The sequence below is a fragment of the Candidatus Levibacter sp. Uisw_134_01 genome (assembly GCF_047717795.1).
Lineage (GTDB): Bacteria > Pseudomonadota > Alphaproteobacteria > Puniceispirillales > Marisalimonadaceae > Marisalimonas.
Window position 1 is genome coordinate 1,530,996 of the sequence record NZ_CP159808.1, and the last position, 19,282, is coordinate 1,550,277.

Annotated in this window: 12 protein-coding genes; 5 read left to right on the forward strand and 7 right to left on the reverse strand. The window is 33.3% G+C overall.

Annotated features, from left to right (window positions below):
- Positions 1 to 317: 317 nt before the first annotated feature.
- Together ABXT66_RS07885 and ABXT66_RS07890 are read left to right on the forward strand one after the other, a co-directional pair.
- Entirely contained in the window at positions 318 to 2,861 is a 2,544-nt protein-coding gene (locus tag ABXT66_RS07885; protein WP_443642950.1) for a tetratricopeptide repeat protein, read from the forward strand.
- 2 nt (positions 2,862 to 2,863) lie between these two features.
- The gene (locus ABXT66_RS07890) at positions 2,864 to 3,634 is read left to right on the forward strand and encodes an acylneuraminate cytidylyltransferase family protein (protein ID WP_443642951.1); all 771 of its coding nucleotides are present in this window, start codon (positions 2,864 to 2,866) and stop codon (positions 3,632 to 3,634) included.
- A 102-nt stretch (positions 3,635 to 3,736) separates the two neighbouring features.
- On the opposite strand, the gene ABXT66_RS07895 is transcribed toward ABXT66_RS07890, so the two are convergent.
- The 6 genes from ABXT66_RS07895 to fliD all read right to left on the reverse strand — a co-directional run bounded on the left by ABXT66_RS07895 (position 3,737) and on the right by fliD (position 15,065).
- Positions 3,737 to 4,126: a DUF6165 family protein gene (locus ABXT66_RS07895; protein WP_443642952.1), complete on the reverse strand. Its 390-nt coding sequence runs from the start codon at positions 4,124 to 4,126 to the stop codon at positions 3,737 to 3,739.
- A complete protein-coding gene (locus ABXT66_RS07900; RefSeq protein ID WP_443642953.1) occupies positions 4,123 to 5,871 on the reverse strand; it encodes a tetratricopeptide repeat protein in 1,749 nt (582 codons plus the stop codon). The genes ABXT66_RS07895 and ABXT66_RS07900 overlap by 4 nt, the downstream gene beginning before the upstream one ends.
- 20 nt (positions 5,872 to 5,891) lie before the next feature.
- The gene (locus ABXT66_RS07905) at positions 5,892 to 7,952 is read right to left on the reverse strand and encodes a tetratricopeptide repeat protein (RefSeq protein ID WP_443642954.1); all 2,061 of its coding nucleotides are present in this window, start codon (positions 7,950 to 7,952) and stop codon (positions 5,892 to 5,894) included.
- Positions 7,953 to 8,251: 299 nt separating this feature from the next.
- A complete protein-coding gene (locus tag ABXT66_RS07910) occupies positions 8,252 to 10,249 on the reverse strand; it encodes a flagellin N-terminal helical domain-containing protein (protein WP_443642955.1) in 1,998 nt (665 codons plus the stop codon).
- Between the two features lie 141 nt (positions 10,250 to 10,390).
- Positions 10,391 to 12,415 (reverse strand): flagellin N-terminal helical domain-containing protein, encoded by a 2,025-nt coding sequence (locus tag ABXT66_RS07915; RefSeq protein ID WP_443642956.1) that lies wholly within the window; start codon positions 12,413 to 12,415, stop codon positions 10,391 to 10,393.
- Between the two features lie 346 nt (positions 12,416 to 12,761).
- Positions 12,762 to 15,065, reverse strand: coding sequence for a flagellar filament capping protein FliD (gene fliD, locus ABXT66_RS07920; RefSeq protein ID WP_443642957.1), 2,304 nt, complete (start codon positions 15,063 to 15,065; stop codon positions 12,762 to 12,764).
- Between the two features lie 152 nt (positions 15,066 to 15,217).
- Between fliD and ABXT66_RS07925 the strand changes: the two genes are divergently transcribed.
- From ABXT66_RS07925 to ABXT66_RS07935, 3 genes are all read left to right on the forward strand, one after another.
- On the forward strand, positions 15,218 to 16,930 hold the full coding sequence (locus tag ABXT66_RS07925; RefSeq protein ID WP_443642958.1) for a chloride channel protein: 1,713 nt from the start codon (positions 15,218 to 15,220) through the stop codon (positions 16,928 to 16,930).
- Between the two features lie 83 nt (positions 16,931 to 17,013).
- Positions 17,014 to 17,400: a flagellar export chaperone FliS gene (locus ABXT66_RS07930; RefSeq protein ID WP_443642959.1), complete on the forward strand. Its 387-nt coding sequence runs from the start codon at positions 17,014 to 17,016 to the stop codon at positions 17,398 to 17,400.
- Positions 17,401 to 17,498: 98 nt separating this feature from the next.
- Positions 17,499 to 17,981, forward strand: a complete 483-nt coding sequence (locus tag ABXT66_RS07935; protein WP_443642960.1) for a hypothetical protein — start codon at positions 17,499 to 17,501, stop codon at positions 17,979 to 17,981.
- 7 nt (positions 17,982 to 17,988) lie between these two features.
- On the opposite strand, the gene flgL is transcribed toward ABXT66_RS07935, so the two are convergent.
- Entirely contained in the window at positions 17,989 to 19,269 is a 1,281-nt protein-coding gene (gene flgL / locus ABXT66_RS07940) for a flagellar hook-associated protein FlgL (protein WP_443642961.1), read from the reverse strand.
- Positions 19,270 to 19,282 lie beyond the last annotated feature (13 nt).

A 19,282-nucleotide genomic window follows, 5' to 3' on the forward strand; every position in this document is an offset into this window, starting at 1 on the left:
TATTTAATAAAATTTGCACAAAGAAATATACGCTAAAAATAAATAGCTTAAGATCAGTGAAGATAGAATTATTAATAAATCAAAATAAAACTATACATTATAAAAGAGAATGTAAATTACAGAATAAAGAATAAAATTTTATAAATAAAAGAGATAATAATATCTAAAAACAATCTTCTAAAGAATGAAGATTTTGAACTAATAATTATGACGTGTCTAAAAGGGCTAACTAAAATTTTGGCATTAATTTTGCTAAGATAATGAAGTTAATTAAACATTTTTTCTAGAATTTATTTTGATTTTAAAAAGTTAATACTATGCTATCAGATAATTACACAGAAATGTCTTTTGTAAGAGCAAAATCTCATATTTTGAGGAATGAATTTGCAAAAGCTGAAGAGATTTATCGAGATGTTCTAACTAGACTTCCTAAAAAATATCCTGATGCCTTTATTGTATGGGAAAAACTAGGATCATTGTCGGTACAAATTGGTAAGTTAGATAAGGCTATAAAAGCTTTTAAAAATTGTATCTCATTAAAACCGGATTATGCAAATGCCTACATTAACATTGCTGTTGCTTATAAAGCTCAAGGTAAATTGGATGATTCAATAAATGCATATCATAAATTTATTTTATTAAACCCTGAAAATGCTGATGCTTATATTAATATCGGTAATGCATTACAAGATCAGTCCAAGTTTGACCAAGCAATAAGTTCATATAATAAAGCAATATCATTAAATCCTAATTCTGCACAAGCATATTACAATATGGGTACTGCTCAGTTAGCCCAGCATAAGTTAGAAAATGCAATTGAGTGTTATAGCAAAGCCCTCTCAATAAATCCCAATTATGTAAAAGCTCACTTCAACTTGGGAATTGCTTATAAAGCTCTAGGTAAATTTAAAGAGGCAAACACTGCATACAACAACGCAATATTAATAAATCCAAATTATGCTCAAGCTTGGAACAACTTGGGAATGACTCTCCATATTCAAGGTAAGTTAAAAGATTCAGTAAAAGCTTATGATAAAGCAATTTCACTAAAACCTGATTATGCTGAAGCTTACAATAATTTAGGGAACACCTTACACGAATTAGGTTATTCAAAAGATGCAGTTATAGCATACAAAAAAGCAATTTCACTTAAACCTGATTATGCTGAAGCTTACAATAATTTGGGCAAAGCTTATAATGATAAAAATGAATATAATAAAACTATAGAAGCTTATAAAAAGGCTATCTCCCTTAAGCCTGACTTCGCAGATACTTATAATAACATGGGAGTTACTCTTCACGCCCAAAGAAAGTTAGATAAAGCAATATGGGCTTATAAAAAAGCTATTTCACTAGATCCTGATGATAGTGATTTTTTTTACAACCTCGGTATAACTTTAAAGGATAATGGAAACTTATATGAGTCAGTAGAAGCTTATAAAAAATGTATTTCACTAAAACCTTCTTGTGCTGAAGCTTATAACAATATGGGCGAAGTACTCTATTCTCAAGGTAAGTTTGATGAAGCCATAGAGACTTTAAAGAAGTCTATATCACTTGAACCTGATAATGCTGACACATACAACAAAATTGGAGGTGCTTTCTATAAAAAAGAAATTTTAGAATTATCCATAGAGTCTTTCAAAAAATCTATTTTGTTAAACCCTCATTGCGCTGAAACGCACAACAACTTGGGGGTTGCTCTTAAAGATGAAGGTAAATTTGAAGCGGCAATCACTGCATACAACAAAGCAATATTTTTAAATCCAAATTATGCTAATGCTCATAATAATATTGGCGTTCTTTTACAAGATTTAGGTAAGACAAATCAGGCCATAGACGCTTATAACAAAGCTATCTTAATTAAACCCAATTATGCTGAAGCACATCATAACTTAAGTTTTACACTTCTTAATAGTGGAAGACTAAAAGAAGGTCTTGACGAAAGTGAATGGCGTTGGAAAACTGAAAAATATTTCTTTAAAAATAGACACTTTTCTAGACCAATGTGGGACGGTATTCAAAGCTTGAAGGATAAAAGAATTCTTCTTTGGTGTGAGCAGGGTATTGGAGATACGATCAATTGGTCTTTATTCCTTCCACTAGTAAACTCAAAAATAAAAAAATTTGCATTTGAGTGTCATGAAAAATTAGTTCCCTTGTTACAACGGTCATTTCCAAATGTAGAAATTAAGTCCGAAGATAGAAGTCTTGATATCAATAGAGACGATTTTGATTATCACTTGCCAATGGGAAGTCTTTATAGGCATTTTCTTTCAGAAATTACACAAAATACTAAACCTAAAGCCTACCTCGTTCCAGATCCAGACCGTGTTAACTATTGGAGAGAACGTCTTAACTCATTGGGGAAAGGTCCTTATGTTGGTATTGCCTGGAAAAGCTCTAATATGTCACCAAATCGTCTGCTCAACTATGCTCCTATATCAGAGTGGTCACCAATACTCAAAATCCCTGATGTAACGTTTATAAATCTACAATATAAGGATTTTGCGGATGATTTAGCTAAAGTTAAAGATGAACTTGGGGTAACAGTCCATAACTTTGATGAATTAGATCATTATAATGACTTAGATGATGTTGTAGCGTTGTGTGCAGCACTTGATATGGTCATAACAACTAAAATGACTGTAGTTTATATGTCAGCAGGAGTTGGAACACCAACTAAGCTTGCTAACTGGAAACAAAGTTATTGGAATAATCTTTTATCAAATCCCCAAAGTAATTCTGTAGATATATTTGAAAGAAATACATGGGAGTCATGGGACAATGTATTTAACTCAATTACAGAAGATATTTTTAAACTCAAAAATAAGGCCCTTAACCGAAAGGACAGGATATAAAAATGAAACAACGTATAAATGTTTTTTTGCCAATGCGAGCAGGAAGTGAAAGAGTTCCAAATAAAAATACAAAAACTTTTTCTGGCATCAAAGGTGGTCTTTGTAAAATCAAACTTGAACAACTAATAAAATGTAATCTTATAGACTCAATTTTAGTTTCTACTAATGATCCAGAGGTTGTAAAAATTGCCAATACATTTAACTCAAAGAAAATTAGAGTTATAATAAGACCTGATGAATTAGCGTCTTCTAGCTCCTCCACTGACGATCTAATAAAATATGTGCCTGAAGTTATGCCAGATGGGCATATATTATGGACACATGTTACTTCTCCATTTATTAGCTCAGAGGTCTATGATCAAATTATAGAAAAATATCTAGAAAAACTTGAAGATTTTGATTCTTTGATGACTGTAACTAAACTTCAAAAATTTATTTGGAAAGATAGTGGTCCAGTAAATTATAATCGTAATTTAGAAAAATGGCCAAAAACTCAGACAATTGAACCATTATGGGAAGTTAATAGTGGTGTTTTTTTAACTAAAAAAAATATTTATCAAACTAATAATAATCGGATTGGAGATAAACCATATTTATTTGAATTGAGTGATGATATCGCTTTCGACATTGATTGGTTACCAGACTACAAAATAGCCGAAGCACTTTATTTCTCAACGCATGGAATGGCTGAATTATCTTATAATTATGACAAAGGTCATTTAAAAAATAATTATCCTAGGCAACCTAAACAAAAAGAGACAGTGATAAATTGATTATTTATCTGGTTTTATATATTTGTTATTTTTTAAATAATCAAAAACTATTTAAGTAGTAAATATTATTTATAGATCTTAGATGATCAAGTGGCTTTAAACTTAATAATCTGTATATGATTTCTCTTCAGTAAGTTCTGATCCAAAAGTTTCATTAATATTTCTTTTGATACGAGAGCGATCATCATTAGTAAAATATACACTTCGAGCAAGTTTGATAAAATCCTTATCAAAAGTTTTATTTCTTTCTTTATCACGGATCAAATCTTCGATATCCCACAATTTCTGATTAACTTTTTTAAGATCCGATAAAAGTTTTTTGGCATTTATATTTTTTGAAAAATTTGTGTTAAAAATTGTACTTAATTGATCATATTCCGTTTTAACATTCTTCAAAGCGCTTTTTGTTTTGATGTTTTTTAATTTAATCTGAAGGATTGTTCTTTTATCAAATAACTCTCCCCAAGAGATCGGTATATTTGGTGTCTTCATTGAATTTCCTTTTCTTTTATTAATGATTGTAAGTCCACTTCAATTTTATCAAAAACGTGTGTCCAATTATCTATTTGTTTTTGCCTATATAAGGTTAAGTTTGGATACCACGGACTATCCTTTCTCTCCAACATCCAACGCCAGTCAGGAATTTTTTTAAGAACAACCCAAGTTGTACAGCCTAAAGCTCCAGCTAAATGTGCTATTGCAGTATCAGAGGTAACAATTAGATCACAATTCATCATAACGGCAGCACTATCAACAAATGCATTTTCACCAGTGTCAAAATTATTATCTAGTATTGTCAAATCAAAATTGATTCCTTTTATTTGCATCTCTCCTTCACCTTTGTGAAGACTAATAAGCTCTACATTTGGTATTTTTGATATACCTTCGAATAAGGATAAAGGGAAAGATCTGCCATAATCTATTTTATTCTTACTGCCCTGCCAACAAATTCCAACTTTAAAAGTACTCTTTGTCAAACATTTAGCCCATGACAATATATTATTATCATTTGCAAACAAATAAGGTATTTTTACAGGTATTGTATCTAAATTTGTATTAAATAAAAAAGGAAGGCTCATAATTGGTGTTTCAAAGTCAATTTGATCATTGTCTGGAAAACTGTCTACAAGAATAATTTCATTATCTATAGTGCTCAAAAGAGCATGCATTTTCTTTTTTACTTTAAAAGCTACCTCAGCACCTTTTTGCTTCAACATTGGTAAGTATCTACAAAACTGGATAACGTCACCAAGGCCTTGTTCTTCATAAACTAAAAATTTTTTTCCTGATAAAGGCTTAACTCCATCCCAAATTAAATTTTTTCTTGGTGCTCTTACAGGAGAGCTTTTCTGTTTTTGTCTCCATTCATACAATTCAAGCCCTTTTTTAAGGTCTCCATATAAATTGTGAATAAAAGATGTGTTACAACATGCGTCAGCATAATCAGATTTTAGTGAAATTGCTTTATTATAAGTTTCTAGAGCCTGGTCTAATCTTCCTTGTTCTTTTAAAGTATTTCCTAGATTGTTATAAGCTTCAGCACGAGAAGGTTTAAGTAAGATAGATTTTTTAAAAGCTTCTATAGCTTCATCTAATTTTCCTTGATTTTTTAGAGCCACACCCATATTATCATATGCCTCAGCATGATCAGGCTTAAGTGAAATAGATTTCCTGTAAGCCAATATAGCCTCATCAAACTTACCTTGATTTTTTAGAGCCACACCCATATTGCTGTAGACTTCTGCATTATCTGGTTTAAGTGAGATCGATATCCTATAAGCCTCTATAGCTTCATCTAACTTATCTAAGTAATACAATGCATAACCCTTATTATAATAAGCATCAGCGTAGTCAGGTTTTAGTGAAATAGAGTTATCGAAAGCATGTAAAGCTTCTTCAAGTATTCCTATCTGAGCCCTTGATGCTCCTAGCATATTCCAAACAATATACGCACCTGGATATTGTGCTGTTAAAGTTTCAGCTTTTTGTATCACAGCTTCCATTTGTCCTTGGTTATATAAGTTGACTATTTTACTAAATGCTTCCTGAGGTGGATTTTGTATAATATTATTTTGAATAGGTTTGTTTAATGCACCTATCTCTTTCTGTGTTCTTATGTTGTTAGAAAAATTCTGTAAAATTGTTTCGTATAGCTTTTGGGCTTCAGCTAAGTCACCCTTATTTACATAAGATTTTGCTTTCATAAGTGACTGTTCTACTGATAAATTAGCCGACATGCTTCGTTCCTTCTATGTCTTTAATTGTTTATTTGTTTAAATATATCTTTTTCAATTAATCTGAATACATTGTCCCATGTCTCCCATGTGTTTCTCGTGTATATATCAATCAATGGACCAACTGGATTGTTCAATATTGTATTCCAATAACTTTGTTTCCAATTTGCAAGCTTAGTTGGTGTTCCAACAGCCCCCGAGATTAACGGCGCTGTACCATGGTTAGACACAAGCATATCAAGTGCTGCACATAATGCGGTCGTATCATCAACATTATTAAATTGGTCTAATTCATCAAAGTTATGGACTGTTACCCCAAGTTCATCTTTGACTTTAGCTAAATCGTCTTCAAAATCCTTATATTGTAGATTTATAAACGTTACATCAGGGATTTTGAGTATTGGTGACCACTCTGATATAGGAGCATAGTTGAGCAGACGATTTGGTGACATATTAGAGCTTTTCCAGGCAATACCAACATAAGGACCTTTCCCCAATGAGTTAAGACGTTCTCTCCAATAGTTAACACGGTCTGGATCTGGAACAAGGTAGGCTTTAGGTTTAGTATTTTGTGTAATTTCTGAAAGAAAATGCCTATAAAGACTTCCCATTGGCAAGTGATAATCAAAATCGTCTCTATTGATATCAAGACTTCTATCTTCGGACTTAATTTCTACATTTGGAAATGACCGTTGCAACAAGGGAACTAATTTATCCTGACACTCCAAAATACAATGCTTAGCCTGAGAAACTAAAAGGGATAGGCAAGAAGACCAGTTTAACGTGTCTCCAATACCCTGCTCACTCCAAAGAAGAATTCTTTTATCCTTCAAACTCTGCGATCCATCCCACATCGGTTGGATAAAATTTCTCATTTTATAGAGTTGAGAGATTTTCCAGCGCCATTGAATTTCGTCAAGACCTTCTTTTAGTCTTCCACTATGAAGAAGTGTAAAACCTAAGTTATAATGAGCTTCAGCATAATCAGGCTTGAGTGAGAGTGTCTTATTGTAGGCTTGTATTGCCTCCTGAAACTTATCTTGATTGTGCAAAGCAAGGCCCAAATTAATATTAGCCTCAGCATAGTCAGGCTTTAATGAAATAGACTGTTTATATGATTCTATAGCCTCCTCATACTTTCCAAAATCATAGAGAGTACTACCCTTATTGTAATACGCTTCAGCAAAATCAGGCTTAAGTGAAATAGATTTGTTATAAGTTTCTATAGCCTCATTTAATTTATTTTTAGATTGAAGAGTTAATCCTATATTGTTGTAAGCTTCAGCGTAATCAGGCTTAAGTAAGACAGATTTGTTTAAAGCTTCCATTGCCTCGTCGAATTTACCTAATTCCTGTAAAAGAGCTCCCTTGTTATTATAGGCCTCAGCATAATCATTTTTTAGTAAGATTGATTTATCGTAAACTTTTATAGCTTCATCACACTTACCTTGAGATTGAAAAACAACTCCTAAGTTATTGTAAGCTTCAGCATAATTGGGCTTAAGTGAAATAGATTTCCTATAAGCCTCTATAGCTTCATCTAACTTACCTTGAGCTTTTAAGGCCACTCCCATGTTGTAATAAGTACCAGCATCATTAGGCTTAAGTGAGATAGACTTTTTATAAGCCTCTAAAGCCTCATCTAACTTATGTAGGTTTTTTAATACAACACCCATATTACTGTAAACTTCTGCAAAATCAGGCTTAAGTGAAATAGATGTCTTATAAGCCTCTACAGCTTCATCAAGCATTCCTATCTGAGCCCTTGATGCACCCAGAATATTCCAAACAACATACGCACCTGGATATTGGACTGTTAGAGCCTCAGCTTGCTCAATCACAGCTTCTATTTGTCCTTGGTTATATAAATTAACTAGTTGATTTACAGATTCCTGAGGTGGATTTTGTATAACATTATTTTGTTTATACTTATTTAAAGAAGCTAACCCTTGCTGCGCTCTTATATTATTCGAAAAATTCTTTAAGATTGTTTCGTATAGCTTTTGAGCTTCAGCTAAATCACCCTTCTTTGAATATGACTTGGCTTTCATAAGTGACTGTTCTACTGATAAATTAGCCGACATTACTCATTCCTTTTTATATGCATATAACTCATATAGAGTGCAATAGTTGTGCCACGCATTAACATGTAGAAGAGATTAAAAATGTTTAAATATGTGGTAATATAATTTTTTTAAAAATCACACCCTGCATCATGTCCTATCTTTTAAAGTTAATGCTTTCAATTTGTTAAATTTATTTTCTAAAATATTTAAGAATAAATTTAGGTTTTAACTTAAACTAACTACAAAACCTTACAAAAAAGCCACCTTGATACGCTGGGAGACATATCTAAGATGGCTTTTGTCTATAAATCTCCAAATTATCCTTGGAGAAGTGTTAGTAAGTTTTGTTTAGAAGCATTAGCTTGGGCAAGCATTGATGTGGCAGCTTTTGTTAATATTTGAGCTTTTGTCATATTAGTTGTCTCCGCAGCAAAATCAGCGTCCTCAATTCTTGATTGAGAAGCTTTTGTATTTATCTTCAATGTAGTCAAATTATTTATTTTAGCACCTATTCTGTTTTCAACAGCACCAAAAGAGGCTCTAAAACCTGATACTTTATCTATAGCAGCATCAATATTAGCTAGTGAAGAGGTTGCGCCATTAAGTGTAGACACATTTACGCCACCTGATCCAGCCGTACCCATCTCACTTTGAGCTTCAAAACCAAGTTTTGCAAGCCCTGCATTATTAAGGTCTCCATCTTCTAACTTTATAAAGCCCCCATCTGTTGCTTCAAGCTCAATATTACCAAAAGCTGTTATATTGGCTGCAACAGTAAGTGTTGTATTATCAGCATCACTAGCAGATGAAACAAAATCTACAGGAGAAGTAAGGTCAATTGTTATATTACCTCCAGCAGAGTCAAATAATTGCATCAATCCTGCTGGTGATGCAGAAGCAATTACTCCAACATTAGCTGTGTTAATCGCAGACGCAACTTGTAGTACCGAGCTCAGAGACGAAACTGCTATGGCGTTTCCATTTACTTTAAATGATGTATCAGTTGGCGATTTGGAAAAATCCAAGCCTAGAAACATCGTTGTAGATGCTGTCGCAGTTACTCCACTTTTAGCAGATATTTCATTGATGGCAGCAGCTTTAGCTTGAGCTGTATCAAGTATAGTAGCACCAACTAATACATCATTGATTTTAATCTGGTCAGTTCTTGAAAGAATATCAGTAGTAACTGCAATACCTTTTGTATGCCCCTCTCCATTAGTTTCGTTGAGACCATAACTACCTAAACTGGTTGGAGTTGCTGTAGCTGCTTGAACATATCCATTAGCAAGGTTACCCAACTCAATTTTTACATCAGATCCATCAACATTAGATAATGAATAAAATCCTTCATAAGTATCAGCTGTAAGACCAACACTACCAGGAGCATTTCCAGCAACAATAATCTGACCTCCATCATTGTTTGAAAGTATCAACGAGTTATTATTACCTAATGTTGCAACAACCCCAGCAACGCTTTCATTAATTTCATCAACTACCTCCTGCATCGTACCTTTAACGCCTATTGTAACTCCTCCAACAGAGAAAGAGTTAGTCATTGTAAAGCTACTACCCATTTCAGCTCCCAAAACTTTGTTGAAAGCTGTTGCAACTGCGCCATGATTTAATGTGTTAGTATTTATAGCATTTGCTAACAATTCAGCTGCGTTTGATGTACCAACAAGTGTGGCAGATTGAGTGCCAACATGGTTCTTACCATTAATTTTAATTGCGTCAACTGCAATTCCACTAACATCAACTAGTTCAATTCTTGAACTTGTGAATAGTTTAGTTCCCATACTAGCTGTCAAACCTAGATCCGAAGTTTTTGAGCTTTCCAAAACAACGTTTAATTGATCGACAGCATCTACACCTAATTGGAAATTTAGACTAGAATTAGTTCCATCTAGTAATTTAACACCATTAAAATTAGTGGTTAAAGCAATGTCATTTATTTCATTAGTTAATGCTGTGACTTCTTCTTGTATAGCTATTCTATCTAATGAACTCAAAGTGCTGTTACCCGCTTGCACTGCCAGTTCACGCACTCTTTGTAAGATGTTTTCCATCTCACCAAGTGCACCTTCAGCAGTTTGTGTCATTGAAATTGCATCATGACCATTTCTTATTGCGACAGCTAAACTTCTTACTTTAGCTTCCATTTTTGAAGCTATTGCAGATCCAGCAGCATCGTCTGCGGCATGATTTATTCTTAATCCAGTTGATAATCTTTCGATAGCTTGTTCAGATTTAGAAAGTTGATCTGACATACTTTTTTGGGCCGTTAAAGCCGCAATATTAGTGTAAACACTTACCATTTTTTTCACTCCCAGTTAAAAAAAATAAATAATCTAGTATTAATAACGACGTATTTAAAAAATGTTTAATAAAAAAATAGAAAAAGCCACCTAGATAAGCTGGGACTTATCTTGGGTGGCCTTTTACTCTTAGATCTCCAATTATCCTTGAAGAAGAGCTAATAAGTTTTGTTTAGATGCGTTTGCCTGAGCTAACATGGATGTAGCGGCTTGTGATAATATCTGAGCCTTTGTCATGTTAGTTGTTTCAGCAGCAAAGTCTGCATCCTCAATTCTTGATTGAGCAGCTTGAGTATTAACTTTCAATGTTGTTAAGTTATTGATCTTTGCATCAATCCTGTTTTCAACAGCACCAAAGGACGCTCTGAAGCCTGACAGTTTATCCATTGCAGAGTCAATACTAGTCAATGCTGCAACAGCTCCGTCCATAGTTGAGAGGTTTACGCCGCCTGTGCCAGCACTTTCCATTCCACTCTGACCTATTAAACCAAGTTTTGCTAAACCTGAACCATCAGTGGTACCATCTGTTAACTTGATAACACCACCATCTTCAGATGTTAAGGTTATATTACCACGTATTGTAAGATGAGCACCTGAAACTGCAGGTGTATATGACTTATTATCACCGTCAGTAACTGCTGTAATAAAACCAGCAACAGTAATAGGACTGAATTTTATGTCACCTCCATTTTCATTTGTTAGCCTCAGTAAACCTTCACTTGTAGCGCTAGCAACAACTCCGAATGGACCTTTAGTCTGGTCATTAATTTCTGTAACAACATCAGAAACTGAGTCTTTACCATCAAGTAATACAAGTACTCCATTAATTTTAAGTGTACCGTCTGAAGCAGCTATATTAAAGTCGAGTTCTAAATCTACAATTGTAGAAGCCTTTGCAGTTACTCCACTTTGATCTGATATCGCGTTAATAGCACTGGCCTTAGCTTGAGCAGTGTCAACTTTTGTAGCACCAACTTGAACGCCATTAATTTGGATGTCATCGGTAAGGGCTAATACATCTGTACTTACAACTAAACCCTTTGTTTTACCTTCACTGACTTCATTAAGACCAAATAAGCCCATATGAGTACCAGTTGCATCAGTTTCCTGAACATATCCATTGGCTAAGTTACCAAGTTCAATTTTTACAGCTGACCCATCTATATTTTCCAATGAATACATACCTTCATAGGTATCTGCTGTAATACCAACTTGGTGAGAATCACCACCCACTATTATCTGATTACCACTAGTGTTAGATAAAATAAGTTGATTATTTTCACCTTTACTTGCTGTAATGTCTGCAACTTCTAAGTTTATTGCAGTTATAACGTCATCAAGGCTTGATTGAATAGCTATTGTTTCTGCTGTACCACCACTTGTAATAGAGAAAGTTGATGTCATGTTAAAATTACTTCCAACAGCTCCGCCTTCTACTCTGTTAAAAGCAGTAGCAACAGCGCCGTGAGTAGCAGTATTCTCATTGATTGTCGAAGCTATAACTGCGGCACCAGTTAGTGTACCAACAGTAGTGCCCGTAACGGCAGCCGCTAAGAAGTCTTTACCATTAATTTTAATAGCGTCTGTATCCACATTTTGAACTGTACCAAGTACCACTCTACCACTAGTATATACATTTGCTCCCAATTTACCAGACAAACCCAAATCTGAAGCACCAGCAGATTCAAGATCAACTGATAAAGAATCAGAAGCATTGACACCTACTTGAAAATTTACACTTGAAGATGAGCCGTCAAGAAGATTTACACCATTAAAGTTAGTACTACTTGCAATGGAATTTATTTCATCAGTTAATGCATCAACTTCTTGTTGAATAGCAGATCTATCAGTTTCACTTAATGTATTATTACCAGCCTGAACTGCTAATTCACGAACTCTTTGTAAGATATTTTCCATCTCACCAAGTGCTCCTTCAGCAGTTTGTGTCATTGAAATCGCGTCATGACCATTTCTTATTGCAACTCCTAAGCTTCTTACTTGAGACTCCATTTTAGAGGCTATTGCAGAACCAGCAGCATCGTCTGCAGCATGATTTATTCTTAATCCAGTTGACAATCTCTCAATAGCTTGTTCAGATTTTGAAATTTGATCTGACATGCTTTTCTGAGCAGAAAGGGCACTAATGTTTGTATTTATACTCGCCATTTTATTTTACTCCAGTTTAAAATTTATTTATCTGTGAGTATTTACGACAGCTATGAAAAAAGTTTAGTGATCATAATATATTTGGCAAAGTTTTATCTTGTTTTCAACTTAGTTTATAACGTAAGCAAAATTCCTATTATCTTACTAAGATAAAGGATAGAGCTAAAAAATCAGATATTTTATAAAATTTCATTCTTAAATATCAAAAACGAAAACATTAATTCAACTTGTATTTTTTTAATTAAATACTAAGTCTAAATCAGTACATATTTTATGAGTGAAATATATAAATTTTTCAGTAACATATTCATCGTTAAGATTATATTTGTATCAATTAAATAATTTATTAATCATTATTATTCATAGATTTAAAAAGATTGGTAAGATATTCACCAGTTGATTTCAAACTAGTAACTGCAGATTCCATTGCACTAAATTGTTGAATATATCTTGATCTAGTAGATTCAAATTTAGTGTCTAAATCAGCTAATAAATTATTTTCTTTAGTAAGTTCGCTACTTAAGGTTGAAATTCTATTAGTAACAGAACCAGATGCAGTACTGTTTAACGATGTTGTAATATAAGATGTCAGCCTATCTAATAAGCTTTGTCCATAATAAACTGACCCAGTTGCACCTAACCCAGAATATTTAACTTTCATTCCAGCAGCATTTCCTGAAGCAATAGTAAACGTATTATTAGTAATATCAGCTATCATTGAAACCCCGTCTAAAGTCGCTGAACCGGTAACTCCAGTTGTTGTTATTCCTGCACCTGTTGTCCCTACTGTTATTGAGCCTGTTGTGTTACTGGAAGGTGTAACTGAAGTTACAGTTTTAAATGTTTTAGAGCCAATTACCGTTGCATTGGCTGTTGGACCAGTGATCACCTCAGTTTGAGCATTTCCGGATAAGTCTGTTCCTACAACTGTATATGTATAACCACTCTCATTTCCACTGCCACTTGTAATTGACAATCTTTTACCAGCATTATCAGTAAAAGAACCAGAACTTATAGAAGCACCATTTAAAGTTAAGGCTGATGAAGCAGTTCCTGATTGCGAAGTTGATATTGCGTCAGGATCTGCCGTTCCAGACATTTTTAAAAAGCTATCTAAGTTACTACCTATAGCATTTAAAACTACAGATGTAGTAGATCCAGTTGAACCAGAAGAAATTGAATAACTTCCATTAGAATGTGTTACTAAAACAGTTTTACCAGCACTTGTTAGAGTGCTATCAGCATTCACTGCGGTCTGAATAGCTGTAGCAAGAGCTGCTTCTGAGGAATACTCAGCTGAAGGAATAGTTATTGTTCCAGAAGCTGTTCCATCCACTGTCAAGTTAATGGTATTGTTTGAACTTGTAACTCCTGGTGTTGTGTCACTACTTACCAAACCAGTGAACGCCCCAGAAACGTATGCTGTCATTGCATAAGCATAAGTACCTGCAGTTGGGTTGGAATTTGACCCTCCTGAAACAGATAATAAGCTTGATCCAGATGAATACATAGAGTTAAAAACGGCATCTAGAGAAGAAGGATTATTCACTAATGTGTTTTCTAATACTGTTGTATTAAGGCTTAAAAGACCTGATCTTTCTGTTCTTACACCTAAATTAGATAAATAAACACTTGAGGAACCAAATCCTGGCAAAGCAGATGTTGTTAATGAATCAATTTGTTTTTTTAAACTTTTTATAACTGTGTCGTCTGCTAATTCACCTTTATCATTTGTTGAATCTCCTCTAAATGTTTTAGCATTTAAGACTTCCTTAAGATTATTTATAGCTGTTACTAAACTTTGTAAATTTGAAGTAGCTTCCGCTGTATTAACAGATGCTGTCAAATTTGCAGTTGTACTTGTGGTTGCAGTTAAATTAACAGTATACCCCTCAAAAAGATCTGTAATTTCATTTGAAGAACGAGTTAACGTCATTCCATCAACAACTATTGTAGCGTCAACACCAGCAATTTTTTGTTTAGAAGAATTAGTTGAGGAATTATCAATACTTGACAAACCAGAGCCTGATGGATTTTCTGTAGCGGTAATGCGCAACGCATTTTCTTTTCCTTCATTAGACTTCAAGACTAAATTGTAAGTGTCGTCCCCTGATCCAATTATGCTAGCTGTAACTCCATAATTTAATGCATTTATTTTATCTCTTAGTGAAGCTAGAGTATCTGTACTAGCAACAGTCAAATTAGTTGAAGCAGTAGTAGCATTCGCCACAAAACTCCCGCTTGACCAATCCCCTCTTTCTAAAACTAATGATCCTGCACCGACAACATCTGTCGTAGCCGAATAGCCCGAAAATGCTAAAGTTTGTCCAGTTGCAAGTGCCGAAATTGTCATAGCTGAATTAAGTGTTTTCGCAGTAGACGGGTCTGTAATAGTTGCATTTACCGCAGTACTATTTGATGAAACTGCAAGAGATGTTTTTCCAACTAAAGTACTTAAAGAGGATGAAAGCACAGATAAAGCGCTTTTCACTTCACCAATAGCAGAAATAGAAGTTGTTTTATCATCAATTTTAGTTTGAATAGAGCTTGTTTGTGGTGTTTTTTCAGCCTCAACTAAACTGTCAACAATCTGTGTAATATTTAATCCACTTCCAGATTGATTTATAGCACTTAAATAATCTACAGCCATTTAAAAACCTAAATAATTGATATAAACTTATAACGACATATTTAATGCAATCTTTATGCCTTAATAAATTAAAAAGTATTGAAAATTGGACAAATCATTAATTTTCAATGACATTTAATAGAATTTATGTAGTATTTTTAATGGAGCTAAAAATGCTTAAAAAAACCAATATTAAAGTAATCTTAGATAGTTTTGTATTATTGCTGATTGCAGCTGCAGTAGGAACGATTGTTTCATTTGTTGCTCAATTATTCATGATAAGTGCAAAAAATATTTATCAATTTTTATTTTATAATGATGACTTTATTTTAAACTTAGACATAGGTGGTGTTTCATTAAATATGATACCACTGCTTATATGCGTCCCATGCTCAATTATAGTTGGGCTATTAATGTACTGCTTAAAATTACCCAGATGGTTTGGGCCTGCAGACACAATTTATGCGGCTCACCATAGAGCAGGAACCCTTGATTTAAAAGGAGGGTTTGGCTCTACGTTAGCATCGTTCATATCTATTAGTGGCGGTGCATCAGTTGGAATATACGGTCCTTTAGTGCATTTTGGGGCGACCGTGTCTTCATTTATTAGAAAGCAATCTTTTATTCCTAAAATACCACATGATATTATCATTGGAAGCGGTGTAGCTGCTGCAATTTCAGCTGGTTTTGGCGCGCCAATAGCAGGAATAATATTTGCCCATGAAACAGTTTTAAGGCATTTTTCAATGAAGGCTGTTGCGGCTTTAGCAATTTCATCTATGGCAGCAAATTTTTTTGCAAATGAAATAGGAATAGTCAGCCCACCTCTCCTGTTATCTGCAATAACATTTGAAATGAGTGAAATATTAACGAGTTTAGCTCTTATAGGTCCTTTAGCAGCCATAATAGCTATATGCTTTATGAAATTAATCATTTTTTTAGGAACTATTCCGTCAAAAATAAAGTTGCAACCTTGGCAAGCGCCATTAATTGCTGGATTTGCCTGCGGAATATGTGGAATGATTTTTAGTGAAATTTTAGGTTTAGGAACTGAAACGCTAATGTCAGTTATTACAAGTGAACAAAATATAAAATACCTTTTTGCACTTTTAGTAGGTAAATTAATATTAACTAGTGTATGCATCGGATTTGGTTTTTTTGGAGGTACATTTTCACCAGCACTTTTCTTAGGTGGTGTTTTAGGTGCATTAATTTTTCAGTTGCCTATTACGTCAACAAATCCTGATTTACTTTCAGTGCTTGCTGTTTCTGGAATGGCTGCTGTTTCTAGCTCAGTTATTGGAGCTCCAATAACAGCCATAATATTAGTACTCGAACTTACAAGTTCGTATGAATATGCAATTGCTGCAACATTTCCAATTGTGATTTGTTCATTCATAACAAGTAGAACTTTTGGCAATAGTTTGTTTGATAAACAACTTATTTCGAGAGGAGTTGCAATCACAAATGGTAGAGAACAAATACTATTGAATGAAGTTTTAATTAATGACTATGTAGACAAAAGATATACTAAACTTGATGGCAAAACCTCAATAGATAATGCAATTAAAATATTAACAAAAGCAAACACGACCGAAGGTTACATAGTTTCAAAAGACGATAAATACATTGGGAAGATTAGCTTAATTAATTTAATTAATAAAAAAAAACCAGGTATAATCAATTATGTTGAAACAAAAGAATTAGTGATTGATCCAAGTTCTAATTTGATGTTCGTAATTAAAAAACTATCTAGTTTTGTAGGCGAGAGTATTCCTATTGTGAATAAAAAAACTGGAAAAATGAATGGAATTATATCAGAAAACGATGTTTTAAAAGCATATTTAGAAATTTCTAACGAAATCAATCAAATAGAAAAGCATTAATTCTTTGAGAAATAATTAAACATAAATTTAGTCATACCGTACTAATTAATAGAATTAATTATATTTTTGCTGAGGATTAGCCAATGAATTATAATGCGTCAATGAAACACTATATCACTGATGATATTGCTGGAAAAACATCAAATCTTAACCCTCATAAAATTATAGAAGAAGTATTAAAAGACCTTAAAAAGAATATGGAAACTTTGGCTTATTCTTTAGATAATGAACCAGTTATTTCGTCTATCAAGTCAAATAGTTTTTCCAAATCATTGACAGCTATTTATATTCTACAGTCTAGCTTAGACTTTGAAGCAGGTGAAGAAATTGCTACGAACCTGTTTAATATATATGAATTTTGTAAAACCGGCATTATTAAAGGTTTCACACAACGAAAATCAAAATTAGTGTACGACGCAATTCCCCCAATTGATGAAATTTTAGATGGTTGGAAACAAATTAAACGATAATACTATTGATTTTTAAAAAAAAAAGTATAATTAAAAAATATGTATGTTTAATATTATATAATAAATTATATTCTTATTTTAAATCAATAGGTGATAAATTGTCTAAGTATTGTCCAGAGTGGATTTTCAGTAGTTTAGCGGCACAAACAAGTAAAGAATTTTTATCATCGAATAATTCCATTGCCGCTATATCTAGAAAATATTCTCAAGAAATTAACGATAAATATAATGAAGTTAAACCTGAAGAGTTAATTGCCTTAGCTGAAAATATACTTCAATTTTTATCTGAGATTGAAGCTGGTGAAGAAGCTGTTAACTACATTAATGACTATTTACATTATAGAGTTATATTTGAAAGTAATGGTAGCGAAAGAAAATTGTCAGGTATGTTCTCATCTGCTTTCGACGGCTTGAAGGTAAAGGATTATAATTTTGACAAATGTTTCAAAATATTTAAAGCAACTGTGTTCAGTATCAGAAATGAAGCTTTACCCAAAGCAGAGCCAGGTTGGTTAATAACAGATGTAGAAGATATTAATTGGGTGGGCGAAGCTATAAATAAAGAAACAGATTTATTCTAACCAAATTTTATCTCAAATAATCAAATAAATTTAGCTGTGAAATTTTTACAAAAGATTGCTGACTAGCCTGCATTGACGTTAGCATACTTTGCAGATTGGTCACTAAAGCTGCTAAATCAGCTTCTTTTAAATCACTTACATTTTTTTCAACCGCTAACCTTCTATTGGCTAATAAATCTGTTTGTCTTTCTAAAGAACTTGTGCGAGCACCAATTTCACCTCTGTTATTTGCCAAATGAATTTGAGTTGAGACAACTTTATCTAGTTGGCTGGATGGCAACTGATTATTATCATATAATTTTTGCATTTTTCCAATGTTATTACCCGCTCCATCTTTTGGTTGTACATTAAAAAATGAAGTTGGTTCTTTTTGGGCAGAATTTATACCATAAACAGACAAATTTTTAATTGTTATAGGTCCATTTGTTGTATCGGTAAGCGTTATTGTTTTACCATCTTCATTGATAGATGCAGTTATGCCGGCACTACTTAAATTAATCTGCTTTGCAAATTCAGATGGGTCTTCGCCAGTACTTTCAACCGTTATAGTTTTAGTTCCTAAATTTCCTGTTATATCAAATGACCATGTACCAGGATTGTTATTTTGAAAAGTAAGTTCAGCCTTTCCTGATGCTTTAACTGTCTCAACTCCACCTGAGGCAGATCTAATTGAATGAGCAATATCCTCAATCATAGTAAATAAAGATATTTTATTACCATCACTATTATTAACAGACTGGAACAGTGAACCGCCATCAAGAGTGGTTTCCATCATTCGAGATTCCGAAATTGATAAAGATGATATTCCTCTATCACCATTATAAATAATTTTTCCACTTAGATCTTCTGTAAATGGCTGTATTTTTGTTTTGTAACCACTAAAAAGAAAGCTACCGTTTGAATCTTGTGCATTACCAGCATTCATTATTTCTTTTTTCATCTCATCAACTTCTAAAGCAATAGCTTCTCTATCTGATGCTCCTAAAGTGTCGCTGGATGCTTGGATTATTAGTTCTTGAGCTCTTATCATTATACTTGATATGTTCTCTAAATTTTTATCTAAGAGTGTCAATCTGTCTGAAGCAGAGCCAACATTCCTTTCATATTGTTCTATTTGTTTTTGGACAACACTTAACCCCGAAAGTTCTACAGATCCAACTGGATCGTCCGACGCACGTAGAATGTTCTCACCTGAAGCAATCTTATTTTGTAAATCTTGAAGTTCTTCAGTTGAAGAAGAAAATTGTTTTAATTGCTGTTGATTAAATAGTTTTGAACTTATTTGCATTTAACAACTCACT

What these genes read in the sequence shown, in the direction of transcription:
- ABXT66_RS07905 (WP_443642954.1), bottom strand. Translation starts at nt 7,952, where the DNA reads ATGTCGGCTAATTTATCAGTAGAACAGTCACTTATGAAAGCCAAGTCA.
- flgL (WP_443642961.1), bottom strand. Translation starts at nt 19,269, where the DNA reads ATGCAAATAAGTTCAAAACTATTTAATCAACAGCAATTAAAACAATTT.
- ABXT66_RS07895 (WP_443642952.1), bottom strand. Translation starts at nt 4,126, where the DNA reads ATGAAGACACCAAATATACCGATCTCTTGGGGAGAGTTATTTGATAAA.
- ABXT66_RS07925 (WP_443642958.1), top strand. Translation starts at nt 15,218, where the DNA reads ATGCTTAAAAAAACCAATATTAAAGTAATCTTAGATAGTTTTGTATTA.
- ABXT66_RS07915 (WP_443642956.1), bottom strand. Translation starts at nt 12,415, where the DNA reads ATGGCGAGTATAAATACAAACATTAGTGCCCTTTCTGCTCAGAAAAGC.
- ABXT66_RS07910 (WP_443642955.1), bottom strand. Translation starts at nt 10,249, where the DNA reads ATGGTAAGTGTTTACACTAATATTGCGGCTTTAACGGCCCAAAAAAGT.
- ABXT66_RS07885 (WP_443642950.1), top strand. Translation starts at nt 318, where the DNA reads ATGCTATCAGATAATTACACAGAAATGTCTTTTGTAAGAGCAAAATCT.
- ABXT66_RS07930 (WP_443642959.1), top strand. Translation starts at nt 17,014, where the DNA reads ATGAATTATAATGCGTCAATGAAACACTATATCACTGATGATATTGCT.
- fliD (WP_443642957.1), bottom strand. Translation starts at nt 15,065, where the DNA reads ATGGCTGTAGATTATTTAAGTGCTATAAATCAATCTGGAAGTGGATTA.
- ABXT66_RS07890 (WP_443642951.1), top strand. Translation starts at nt 2,864, where the DNA reads ATGAAACAACGTATAAATGTTTTTTTGCCAATGCGAGCAGGAAGTGAA.
- ABXT66_RS07900 (WP_443642953.1), bottom strand. Translation starts at nt 5,871, where the DNA reads ATGTCGGCTAATTTATCAGTAGAACAGTCACTTATGAAAGCAAAATCT.